At 33.8% G+C, this 12,773-nt stretch carries 11 protein-coding genes; all 11 read left to right on the forward strand.

Annotated elements, in window-relative coordinates:
• The first annotated feature begins 6 nt into the window (after positions 1 to 6).
• The 11 genes from mutL to minD all read left to right on the forward strand — a co-directional run bounded on the left by mutL (position 7) and on the right by minD (position 12,766).
• On the forward strand, positions 7 to 2,295 hold the full coding sequence (gene mutL, locus BN4220_RS15235; protein ID WP_066718255.1) for a DNA mismatch repair endonuclease MutL: 2,289 nt from the start codon (positions 7 to 9) through the stop codon (positions 2,293 to 2,295).
• Positions 2,296 to 2,310: 15 nt separating this feature from the next.
• Positions 2,311 to 3,288, forward strand: coding sequence for a tRNA (adenosine(37)-N6)-dimethylallyltransferase MiaA (miaA, locus tag BN4220_RS15240; RefSeq protein WP_066718257.1), 978 nt, complete (start codon positions 2,311 to 2,313; stop codon positions 3,286 to 3,288).
• Positions 3,289 to 3,373: 85 nt separating this feature from the next.
• Entirely contained in the window at positions 3,374 to 4,657 is a 1,284-nt protein-coding gene (locus BN4220_RS15245) for a methionine gamma-lyase family protein (RefSeq protein ID WP_066718260.1), read from the forward strand.
• A 137-nt stretch (positions 4,658 to 4,794) separates the two neighbouring features.
• Positions 4,795 to 5,070, forward strand: coding sequence for a DUF4321 domain-containing protein (locus BN4220_RS15250; protein WP_066718263.1), 276 nt, complete (start codon positions 4,795 to 4,797; stop codon positions 5,068 to 5,070).
• Positions 5,071 to 5,121: 51 nt separating this feature from the next.
• Positions 5,122 to 5,820: a RadC family protein gene (radC, locus tag BN4220_RS15255; protein WP_066718266.1), complete on the forward strand. Its 699-nt coding sequence runs from the start codon at positions 5,122 to 5,124 to the stop codon at positions 5,818 to 5,820.
• A 53-nt stretch (positions 5,821 to 5,873) separates the two neighbouring features.
• Positions 5,874 to 6,899, forward strand: a complete 1,026-nt coding sequence (locus tag BN4220_RS15260; protein ID WP_066718269.1) for a rod shape-determining protein — start codon at positions 5,874 to 5,876, stop codon at positions 6,897 to 6,899.
• A 9-nt stretch (positions 6,900 to 6,908) separates the two neighbouring features.
• On the forward strand, positions 6,909 to 7,772 hold the full coding sequence (gene mreC / locus BN4220_RS15265) for a rod shape-determining protein MreC (RefSeq protein ID WP_066718272.1): 864 nt from the start codon (positions 6,909 to 6,911) through the stop codon (positions 7,770 to 7,772).
• A 12-nt stretch (positions 7,773 to 7,784) separates the two neighbouring features.
• Entirely contained in the window at positions 7,785 to 8,294 is a 510-nt protein-coding gene (mreD, locus tag BN4220_RS15270) for a rod shape-determining protein MreD (RefSeq protein WP_066718275.1), read from the forward strand.
• Entirely contained in the window at positions 8,295 to 11,171 is a 2,877-nt protein-coding gene (locus BN4220_RS15275) for a penicillin-binding transpeptidase domain-containing protein (RefSeq protein WP_066718277.1), read from the forward strand.
• 40 nt (positions 11,172 to 11,211) lie between these two features.
• A complete protein-coding gene (locus tag BN4220_RS15280) occupies positions 11,212 to 11,877 on the forward strand; it encodes a septum site-determining protein MinC (protein ID WP_066718280.1) in 666 nt (221 codons plus the stop codon).
• A 106-nt stretch (positions 11,878 to 11,983) separates the two neighbouring features.
• Positions 11,984 to 12,766, forward strand: coding sequence for a septum site-determining protein MinD (minD, locus tag BN4220_RS15285; RefSeq protein ID WP_066718285.1), 783 nt, complete (start codon positions 11,984 to 11,986; stop codon positions 12,764 to 12,766).
• The last annotated feature ends 7 nt before the right edge of the window (positions 12,767 to 12,773 follow it).

Genomic DNA, 12,773 nt, shown 5'->3' on the forward strand with positions numbered 1-12,773 from the left:
TAGCATATGTCAAAAATTGCAGTCTTAGATCAGAGTACAATTAATCAAATAGCAGCAGGAGAGGTTGTAGAAAGACCTGCTTCTGTTGTAAAAGAGTTAATAGAAAATGCAATTGATGCTGGTGCAAATGCAATTACAGCTGAGATTAAAGAGGGTGGTATCTCCTTTATTCGTATTACAGACAATGGTGCTGGAATCGATAAAGAAGATATACCTCTTGCGTTTTTACGCCATTCAACAAGTAAGATACGTTCAGTAGAAGATTTACTAACAATCGGAAGTTTGGGATTCCGTGGTGAAGCATTATCGAGTATTGCTGCGGTTGCACAAGTGGAATTAATCACAAAAACAAGAACTTCTTTCACTGGCGTTCGTTATGTTATCGAAGGTGGCGAAGAAAAGGAACTTTCTGAGATTGGTTGCCCAGATGGAACAACTTTTCTAATTCGAAACTTATTTTATAATACACCTGCGAGAAGAAAGTTTTTAAAATCCCCAACGACGGAGGCAGGTTATATTAGTGACTTATTGGAAAGACTTTCAATATCTCACCCAAATATATCTTTTAAGTTTATTAACAATAACAAGACTGTATTACATACGTCAGGAAATCATAATTTAAAAGATATTATTTATCATGTATATGGCAGAGATGTTGCAGCGCAATTAGTTCCTGTGGTAAATCAAAATGAACAGATTACTTTAGAAGGTTATGTTGGTAAGCCAATTATATCAAGAGGTAATCGTAACTATGAGAATTATTTTATTAATGGCAGATATATAAAAAGTGCTGTAATCACAAAAGCAATTGAAGAAGCTTATAAACCATATTCTATGCAACATAAATATCCGTTTACGGCCATTCATTTTACAGTAGATCCAGAATTAATTGATGTGAACGTACATCCAACAAAGATGGAAATTCGATTTACCAATACAGAGCTTGTATATAAGCTAACATATCAAGCAATTTCCATGGCTTTATCCGGTAGAAATATGATTCCTGACGTTAGTTTAGTTGAGGAAGAAAAACCGGAAAAGAAAATTTATGAGAATGTACCAGAGCCTTTTGAAAAGAATCGATTACAGCAACTTCAGATGACTCAGCAAAAAGGCCGAGAGGAACTTCGTAATAAAGCAGAAAGAAAACGTGAAGAAGCTATTAAAGAAATGAACGCATCTCATTTGTTTTCTAAAAGTATAAAAGATATCAATGTACCGATGAAAGAAACTGCAACAAATGTTGATGAGAACGTCAAGGAATTTATCAAGGACACAGAAATTATGAATCTTTATAATGCAGTGAACCAAGGATATGAAGCAATAAAACAAAAGAAAGAAGAGCTTGTATCTGAAAGTACGGATTCCTATGATATTAAAGATAATAATAAAATTGATGATAGCAAAAATAATGAGACTAACGTAGGGAATGCTGACTCCAAAGTTAATGATACTAGCATAAGTAATAATAGTGAACTAGATAGTAAGGGATTAGAAAATAAGGAATTAGAAAATAAGGAATTAGAAAATAAGATAACTATTGAATCTAGAGAGAACAATAGTGATTTAAATTCAGCGTCTAATGAGAATATAAACACTAATAATAATGATGTGAATTCACCTTCAGATAGTAAATTTAATCAACTGACTGAAGCTATCTATGAAGGAAAAGCCGTTCAAACTGAACTTGAAGGGGTATTTTTATCAAAAGAATCAATAAAGAAACATCGTATTATTGGACAATTATTTTCAACTTATTGGTTAGTAGAATTTGATCAGCAACTTTACATTATCGATCAACATGCAGCTCATGAAAAAATTCTGTATGAAGCAACACTAAAACGAATTGCTGATAAAGAATACTTATCTCAGATTATAAGTCCACCGATTGTGTTAACTTTAAATCTAAAAGAAGAAGCGGTAATTAAAGAACACGAGGCAAGTTTAAAACGTCTTGGATTTGAAATAGAACATTTTGGTGGAAAAGAATATAGCGTTAGTGCTCTGCCAGCGGATATGTACGGTATTGCAGGTGAAAGACTTTTAATTGAGTTTATAGATGACTTAGTGGAGGAAGCACCAACTGGAACTCCAGATATTATTTTAGAAAAAATTGCGTCTATGTCTTGTAAAGCTGCAGTTAAGGGGAATCATACGATGTCCGTCATGGAAGCAGAGGCTTTAATTGAACAGTTATTAACACTTGATAATCCGTTTCATTGCCCTCATGGTAGACCGATCATTATTTCCATGACAAAATATGAGCTAGAAAAGAAATTTAAACGTATTATATAAATTGAGGTGTAAGCATTGGAAGAAACAAATCAGGCATGGGAAAAAGAGAAAAAACCGCTCGTTGTTTTAACTGGTCCAACAGCTGTTGGTAAAACAAAACTCTCCATTGAACTTGCAAAAGCATTAAATGGAGAAATCATTTCAGCAGATTCAATGCAAGTATATCGCTATATGGATGTTGGAACAGCGAAAATAAGTAAAGAAGAAATGGATGGCGTGACCCATTACTTAATTGATGAGATAGATCCGAAAGAGGAGTTTAATGTTGTTAAATTTCAAACTTTAGCAAAACAATACATGGAGGATATCTATAAGCGTGGGAAATTACCTATCATTGTAGGTGGAACAGGATTTTATATTCAATCCGTACTATATGATATTAATTTTGCTGATAATGAGAAAGATACAACATATCGTACTGAGTTAGAGCAGCTTGCAATGGAAAAAGGAGCAACTTACCTACATGAAATGTTAAAAGAAGTTGACCCAATTTCTTATGAAACAATTCATGAAAATAATATAAAAAGAGTAATACGTGCCTTAGAATACTACAAGCAGACTGGAACACCAATCTCCGCACATAACGAGGAACAACGTAACAATGAATCTCCATATAATTTCACATATTTTGTGTTAAATAACGACAGGGAGATACTTTATAAGAATATTGATAAGCGTGTAGATATTATGGTTGAGAGTGGTTTACTAGATGAGGTAAAACATTTAAAGGAAATGAGATATACCAGAGATTTAGTTAGTATGCAAGGGTTAGGATATAAGGAAATACTTGCTTACCTTGACGGGGAATGTACGTTAGAGGAAGCAATTTATATCCTAAAACGAGATACGAGACATTTTGCGAAACGTCAGCTTACTTGGTTTAAGAGAGAAAGAGACGTCACTTGGGTGAATAAGCAAGAGTTTAGTCAAAATGAAGAAAAAATCCTTGAGTTTATGTTAAACATTTGCAAAGAGAGAAAGAGTTGTATATAATAAGTAAGGATTTTAAAGTTATTAGAGGAAGGTCTGCCACACGCTTTTATGCGTATTCTTTCATGGCAGAAAAGATAGGTGTAAAATGAATACGACAGAAAATATGTACAAAGAACTTCATATAGATCAAAAAGTACTTGATTATTGTAAAGAAATAGAAGTTTCTTTAAAAGAACGTTTTGAAGCTATCGATCAAGTAGCAGAGTTTAATCAATTAAAAGTTTTAAAAGCGCTACAAGATTGTAGAGTAAGCGATGCGCACTTTGCTGCATCCACTGGTTATGGATATAATGATTTAGGAAGAGATACTTTAGAAGAAGTATATGCAAAGGCATTTCATGCGGAATCTGCGCTTGTAAGACCACAGTTAGTAAGTGGAACACATGCATTAACCATCGCTCTTTCTGGAAATTTAAGACCGGGCGATGAAATTTTATCTCCAGTTGGAAAACCTTATGATACCCTAGAAGGTGTAATTGGAATTACAGAATCAAAAGGTTCCTTAAAAGAATATGGGATAACATATTCTCAAGTAGACTTATTACCAGATGGTTCATTTGATTACGATAATATTAAAAAAGCAATCAATGAAAGAACAAAATTAGTAACCATTCAACGTTCCAAAGGATATCAAACGAGACCAACACTTTCCGTGAAACAAATTGGTGAGTTAATCAGCTTTGTAAAATCAATTAAGCCAGATGTGATTTGCATGGTGGATAATTGTTATGGTGAATTTGTTGAAACCATTGAGCCAAGCGATGTTGGCGCTGATTTATGTGTAGGATCCTTAATTAAAAACCCAGGTGGTGGGTTAGCGCCTACTGGTGGTTACATTGTAGGTAAAGAAGAATATGTAGATAATGCAGCTTATCGATTAACAGCTCCAGGTCTAGGAAAAGAAGTAGGGGCTACCCTTGGTATCAATGGATTACTATATCAAGGATTTTTCTTAGCACCTACCGTAGTAGCAGGTGCATTAAAAGGTGCTATATTTGCAGCAAATGTTTATGAAAAACTAGGATACCCAGTAGTACCAAATGGAACAGAGTCTCGTCACGATATTATCCAAGCGGTAACTCTTAAATCTCCAGAAGCCGTAATTGCTTTTTGTAAAGGAATTCAAGCAGCAGCACCAGTGGATAGTTATGTAACTCCTGAACCATGGGCGATGCCTGGATATACATCTGATGTTATTATGGCAGCAGGGGCTTTTGTTCAGGGTTCCTCTATAGAATTGTCAGCAGATGCGCCAATAAAGCCTCCTTATGCAGTGTATTTCCAAGGTGGTTTAACTTGGTATCATGCAAAATTTGGTATACTTATGTCGCTACAAAAGTTATACGAAGAAGGTTTAGTACAATTATAATGTTAAACGAGGGGCTATTGCAAATAAAGACTTATTTTGCAATAGCCCCAGACTTATTTCTTCTGTACAAATAGGAATAAATGTGTTAACATTAAATTTGATTTAGTAGGTCTAAATGGAGGGAAGGTAGTCAGCATATGGCGAGAACAACAAACAAGAATGCATGGGTATTACTACTATTAATGTTAGCAGGTGTTGTTATAGGAGGCTTTTTGGGATATTTAGCAAAAGGCGTGCCATGGCTTTCTTGGCTAAATTTTGGACAAGAATTTGCACTAGGTAGCAATAATGGATCCGGTGCAATACAATTAAATCTTGGTGTAGTTGTAATCCAATTTGGATTATCTATTAGAATCACAATTGCGAGTATTTTGGGTATCATTATTTCATTTTTTGTTTATCGAAAGCTATAATAGGAAGATGATTTTTCTATTGATTTCTTGGAGAGAGAGAATGGAGAAGTCATGGAGATGAAAAAAAGTATTATGAAGGAGCTTCCCGTATCAGAGCAACCTTATGAAAAAGGTGAAAAATACGGTGTTAGTGCGTTGTCCGATGCTGAATTACTTGCGGTTATCATCCGTTCTGGTTCTAAGAATGAACACTCTGTTGAATTAGCAACTAGGGTATTACAAAGTTTTAAATCGAGTCAGAGTCTGAATGGATTACATCATGTTACAATGCATGAATTAATGAAAATTTCAGGAATTGGAAAAGTAAAGGCACTACAATTGTTATGCCTTGCCGAAATTTCTAAACGAATGGTAAAACTAGAAAGTGAAGCTGGGATTCGAATGACAGATCCTAAGACAGTTGCAAAATACTATATGGAAGAAATGCGACATTTAAAAAAAGAACAATGCCGTATACTACTATTTGATACTAAAAGCAAAATGTTAGGAGAACAAATTCTCTCCATAGGGACGATTAACACATCGATTCTTTCCCCAAGAGAGGTATTTGTCGCTGCCTTAGCACATGAAGCTGTTCATATAATACTAATTCACAATCACCCAAGTGGAGATCCAACTCCAAGCAAAGAAGATCAGCTAATAACAAGAAGAATTGTAGAAGCTGGAAATTTAGTGGGTATTAAACTTATGGATCATATTATCATTGGCGATAATAAATATATAAGCTTAAAAGAATTGGGTTTTATTTAAAACATTAAAATTAATGTAAATTTTTAAAAGGTATACTAGAAGGGAGACTTACTATGGCAGGAAAGTTATTTGGCATTGATTTTGGGACGAGTACGCTTAAAATATATAAGAAAAATTCAGGAGTCATTTTTGATGCTAAAAACATAATTGCAATTGCAGATAAAACGAAAGTTATAGCAATCGGAGATGAGGCCGCTGAGATGTATGGTAAGGCGCCTTCCAATATTGTGGTGGATTATCCTGTAAGAAATGGTGTGATAGCCAATATAGCGAATATGCTTTCTTTATTAAATCGAGCATTTTCAGATATTAGTAAAGAACATGGAAAGTTACTTGGCGCAGAGTTTTTTGTTGCGACACCTACAGACATTACAGAAGTAGAAAAAAGAGCTTTTTTTGATCTAGTTGCTAGTTCAAATGCAAAAGGTAAAAAAATTAATATTGTTGACAAACCAATAGCAGATGCTCTTGGCGCTGGTCTTGATGTAACAAATGCAAGAGGTGTGATGGTTGTTAATATAGGAGCGGATACTACTGAGGTATCAATTATATCCTTAGGGGGTATTGTTCTTAGTAAATTAGTTCCAGTTGGTGGTAATCGTTTAGACGAATCTATCATTTTAAATGTTAAGAAACAATTTAATCTAGTGATTGGACATAAGACAGCAGAAACAATTAAAAAAGAGCTTGCTTCAGCACTCCCTGGTGAGGAAAGAACAATTAAAGTCTTTGGACGTGATGTTGTATCCGGATTACCTATGGAGAAAGAAATAAATTCTAACTTCGTATATGAAACTATCTCTGAACATCTTTATTCCATCATTGATGCTGTTCGTATTATTCTTGAGAGAACACCACCAGAAATTTCTTCTGATATAATTGATTCTGGAATATATGTTACAGGTGGTTCTGCCAATATCCGTGGTTTAGATCAATTGATGTCTCATGAAACTGATTTAAAGATCAATATTTGTCATGACCCTGCAAATACGGTAGTAAACGGTTTAGGTAAAATTATTGATAATCCTAAACTACATTCACTTGCAACAAGTTTAAAACAAACCTATTATGGAGGTTGATGAGACGAAATGAGAAGAAGAACACCGAAGTTTTCGGTTCAGCCACGTACTGTCCTTAAGGCATGTACTGTTGTTTGTTTAGCTTTAATAATTGTTTCTTTTCGTTTTAGCAGTGTAATGAGCCCAGTTAAAACAGGGATTGGATATGTAATAAGCCCAATGCAAAAAGGCATAAATTCCGTTGGTACTTCTATTTCGAGACAATTAGATAAGCTAAAAAGCATGAATGAGCTTCTAGAAAAGAATGCTGAATTAGAAAAGCAAAATGCTGACTTAAAGATGCAAAATAACATTCTAGTTCAAGAAAAGTATGAATTAGATAGCTTGAGAGCTTTATACGAATTAGATCAAAAGTATTCCGATTATAAAAAGGTTGCTGCTAGAGTAATTAGCAAAGATACAAATAGTTTTTATAGTGTATTTACCATTGACAAAGGAACAGATGATGGTCTTACGGTAGATATGAATGTTATGGCTGGTAATGGTTTAGTTGGAATCATTACCGAAGTTGGCAAAAACTATGCAAAAGTACGTTCAATTATCGATGATGCTAGTTATGTTAGTGGTATGTTTTTAAAAACGTCTGATAATTGTGATGTTAAAGGTGATTTGGAACTTCTAGATGAGGGGTATATTCGAGTAGAATCTATAAGTATGAATGCCGAAGTAGAAGACAATTATGAGGTGGTAACTTCGAATATTAGTGACAAGTACTTACCCGGTATTCTAATTGGTTATATAAGTAACATTGAAGTGGATTCTAGCAATATGTCAAAAGTAGCTTATTTAAGACCAGCTGTTGATTTTGAGCATTTAGAAGAAGTACTTATTATAACAGAGTTAAAAGAGCAATTACAAAAAAATGATGAATAGGACAGGGTTATCGTGATTAGAATTTTAGTCATTGGAATTGAATTAGTCTTAAGTTTTTTATTACAAAGTGCAGTATTTCCTCATGCTGAGTTAGCAGGAGTAGTACCAGATATATTGATGATACTTGTTGTAACAACTGCTTATACAAAAGGAATTTATCCTGGCTTATTCACCGGTTTATTTGCTGGTTTATTAGTAGATTTTATGTATGGGGATGTCATAGGAATCTGTGCTTTGCTTTATATGTTTATAGGTTACGTAAATGGATATAGCAATAAGATATATGACCGAGATGACTATACAATTCCACTGATTTTAATTGCACTCAGTGAATTTGTTTATAGTTTTTTCTATTATATTCTTGAATTTTTAATGCGTGGTAGACTAAATTTAGGGTATTATGCATATCGAATTATGTTACCTAAAGTAATATACACTTTGGTAATGGGGGTTATCTTTTATAAACTATTTCTTATGGTACATGTGGGAATATCAAAGCTATTAAAGCAGGAGGATTATTAGATGATAGATGTTATTATAGATAAAATAAAATCCTTATTCTCTTCCAGATTAATTCCCTTAATGATGATATTCTTGATGCTTTTTGGAATTTTAATTCATAGGTTGTTTCAACTACAAATCGTGGAAGGAACTTCCGATGCACAAAAAGAAGAATATTATAATACTGGAATCAGAGAAATAAAAAGTACAAGAGGAAAAATTTACGATCGCAATGGTAAATTATTAGCCTATAATGAACTTAAATATGCAGTAGCTCTTAGTGACAGCGCGCTTTTAACAACGAATAAAGATAAAAATGCAATGATATATCGCCTTATAAAAATCTTAGAAGATAGAGGCTATGATGTAGAACTTGATTTTGCTATTGAGCTTAATGAACAAGGTGAATTAGAATTTAATATTGAAGGTAATGCATTACTTCGATTTAAAAAAGAAGCATATTACTTAAAAAGCGTGAATGAATTAACCGAAGAACAAAGGAATGCAAGCGCACAAGAAGTTTTTGATTTCTTAAATACAGGTGAGAATTATAGTAAGTTTCAAATATCAGATGAGTATAGCCTAGAAGATCAATTAAAAATTATGAAGATTCGCTTCACTATGGCGACTACTCCGAAACAAGATAATCAAATAACACAGATTACAATTGCAACAGATATAGATGACACAACTAGAGCTGCCATTAAAGAAAATCTAGCAGACTTACCTGGTGTTGAAATAAAACAAGAAACAATTCGAGTTTATAATGATAGTAAATATTTTGCACATATGTTAGGGTACACAGGCTTAATCAATGCGAATGAACTCGAAACATATAATGAGGGTAAGAGTAAGGATGAGGAAGAGTATTCTAGTACCGATTATGTTGGTAAAATAGGACTGGAAAAAGAATACGATAGCTATTTAAAAGGTATAAAAGGTACTGAAAAAGTAACGATTACCGACAAAGGTAAAGTAGTAGATGTAAGTGTTGAAAAAGAACCTACGGTAGGTAATGATCTTTATCTTACAATCGATAGAGATTTACAAGTTTCCCTTTATAACTTACTTGAACGAAACATTGCAGAAATCTTACTTTCTAAGATTGTAAATTCTATGGATTATGGTGGAAAAGGAAAAAGTGCTGCAAAGATTACGATTCCAATCTATGAAGTATACAATGCCTTACTTGCCAATAATGTTATTGATATCACACACTTTAGAAGTGAAGATGCAACAGATTTAGAAAAGAGAACATATCAATATTTCCTTGATAAACGTGTAACTATCTTTTCAAAGCTAAATGATTTATTAGACAAGGATAGTAAAGTAACCAATGAACAAGCTGGAGAAGAAATGCAGGAATATCTCCAATATGTATATTCTAAAATGATCTCTAGTGATGTGAAATTATTAATATCCTCGAATATAGATCGTACAGATAGCGTTTATTTAAACTACCAAGATGGTAAGTTAAGCTTAAGTGAGTTCTTACAATATGCAATTACAAAAAATTGGGTTGATTTATCTCAGTTAGGTATAGGAAATGAGTACTATAGTACAGAAGAATTGTATGAAAAACTTATTGCCTATACAATGGATTTACTTGTTGACGATGCTGAGTTTGAGAAGAAAATATATCGCACCTTAATCTTTACAAAAAAATTATCAGGAAAAGAAATTTGTCTTTTATTATTTGACCAAGGTGTGTTAGAATGGAACGAGAGTGATTACTCCAATTTAGAAAGTGGTAGAATCTCTGCTTATACTTTCATAACACAAAAAATTCAGAAGTTAGAGATAACCCCTGGGGAGTTAGCATTAGAGCCATGTAGTGGGTCCATTGTTGTAACAAATCCAAAAACGGGTGATGTCTTAGCTCTTGTCTCTTATCCAAGTTATGATAATAATAAGCTTGCCAACAAGATAGATTGGACGTATTATTCAAAATTGCTAAATGATAAGGCGACACCATTAATTAATCGCCCAACCATGCAAAAAACAACAACAGGTTCAACATTCAAGCCTTTAATGACATTAGCTGGTCTTGCAGAAGGTGTGATTGATGTTAATACAAAAATCACAGATAGAGGTGTCTTTGACAAGGTAGTTCCTTCTCCAAGCTGTTGGAAATATACATCAAATCATTCTACTCATGGAACAATTGATGCAGCACATGCTTTGATGCATTCCTGTAACTATTTCTTTTATGAAGTTGGATATCGCTTAGCTACGGATCAATCTGGCCTTTATAGTGATGCACTAGGTATTTCAAAAATACAAAAATATGCAGATATGTTTGGTTTAGGCTCCAAGTCTGGTGTTGAAATTGATGAGGCAACTCCGGTAATTTCTTCGAAAGATTCTGTTCGTACAGCAATTGGATATGGCCATGAATTTGCGCCAATTCATATTGCAAGATATCTTACAACGGTTGCTAACAGTGGAACAAATTATGATCTTACATTAGTTGACAAAATAAAGGATAAGGATAACAATGTTATCCTTGATAATTCAGCAACTGTTGTTAATAAAATAGATATGTTTAATGCAAGTGAATGGAACCTTGTCCATGAAGGAATGTACCTCGTAGTTAATACCCCTACAAACTCTCTTGATCGTTTGTTTGGTGATCTTGGAGTGAAAGTAGCAGGTAAAACTGGTACTGCACAGGTTGGTACGAACCATCCTCACCATGCGCTTTTTGTATCCTATGCACCTTATGATGATCCAGAGATTGCTGTAGCGGTAGTTATTCCGAATGGTTATGCTTCTGCCAATGCAGCTAAGGTAGCAAGAGAAGTATATGGTGTTTATTTTAACGGTGAGAATGAAGAAGAGCTATTAAGCGGGGATATTGAAGCAGGATCTGCAACCAATATTAATATTAATGATTAAGAAATACAGAATAGATTTGACAGAAAGGTAAGGTGATTGCGTGAATAATTCGGTTGTTATCAAGGGAAATAAGCACGGTATCGTTGTAGTCCTTGATGCAAATATGGAATTTTCTGAGTTAAAAGAACATATAGCCACTAAGTTTAGAGATTCAGCGAAATTTTTAGGAAACGCGAAAATGGCAATCAGCTTTGAAGGCAAAAAGCTAACTGATGCAGAGCAAAGAGAAGTTCTTGATATAATAGCAGAAAATTCAGATCTTTATGTAGTATGTATCGTAGATAATGACCCAGAAAAAGATGCTGTTTTTGAAAAATCATTAAATGATAAACTTTTAGAATTGTCCAATACAACTGGACAATTCTATAAAGGAAATCTTCGTTCTGGACAAGTATTAGAGACAGAAACAAGTATTATTGTGATTGGGGATGTAAACCCTGGTGCAAGTGTTATTTCAAAAGGTAACATAATAGTGCTTGGTGCTTTAAAAGGAACTGTGTTTGCCGGTGCTACTGGCAATGAGAATGCCTTTGTTTTAGCCCTTGATATGTACCCAGTTCAAATAAGAATTGCAGATACAATAGCAAGATGCCCAGATAATCCAATCAAAGATGAAAATAAGGAAGCAAAAATTGCTTTCTTAGAGGAAGGAAATATTTACATTGAACCTGTAAATAGAAAAGTTTTAAATGAGATTCGATTATAAGAAAAAGCAAAGTTTTTGGCAACGATTAAAAAATAAGATAAAGCCAAGATATTCGTATAAAAAATGCGAGTACAATAAAGAAATTAAAACTTATGGAGGAATCAGAATGGGAGAAGTAATTGTAGTAACATCCGGAAAAGGCGGTGTTGGAAAAACAACTTCAACTGCAAACATTGGAACAGGACTAGCAAAATTAGATAAAAAAGTTGTACTTATTGATACTGATATAGGCCTTCGTAATTTGGATGTAGTAATGGGATTAGAAAATCGTATTGTTTATAATTTAGTTGATGTTATTGAAGGCAATTGTAGAATTAAACAAGCATTAATTAAAGATAAGAGATATCCGAATTTATATTTACTACCTTCTGCCCAAACAAGAGATAAAACTGCAGTAACACCAGAACAGATGAAAAAACTCTCTGATGAATTAAGAGAAGAATTCGATTACATATTAATGGACTGTCCAGCTGGTATTGAACAAGGATTTGAAAATGCAATTGCAGGTGCAGACAGAGCATTAGTAGTAACAACTCCTGAAGTATCTGCTGTAAGAGATGCTGACCGTATCATCGGTTTATTAGAAGCGCATGAGATGAAGCAGACACACTTGATTGTAAACCGTCTTCGTATGGATATGGTAAAACGCGGAGATATGATGTCAAGTGAGGATGTTGTTGAAATTTTAGCAGTAGATTTAATTGGTGTAGTTCCAGATGATGAAAACATTGTTATTTCAACAAATCAAGGTGAACCACTTGTTGGCTCTGATTCATTAGCTGGTAAGGCATATATGAATATTTGTAGAAGAATTACAGGGGAAGAGGTTCCATACTTAGATTTAGCAGTAAAACAAGGATTCTTAAGTAGACTATTTAAAAAGAACTAAGGAGGAG

The sequence above is a fragment of the Clostridium sp. Marseille-P299 genome, from assembly GCF_900078195.1.
Taxonomy (GTDB): domain Bacteria; phylum Bacillota; class Clostridia; order Lachnospirales; family Lachnospiraceae; genus Lachnoclostridium.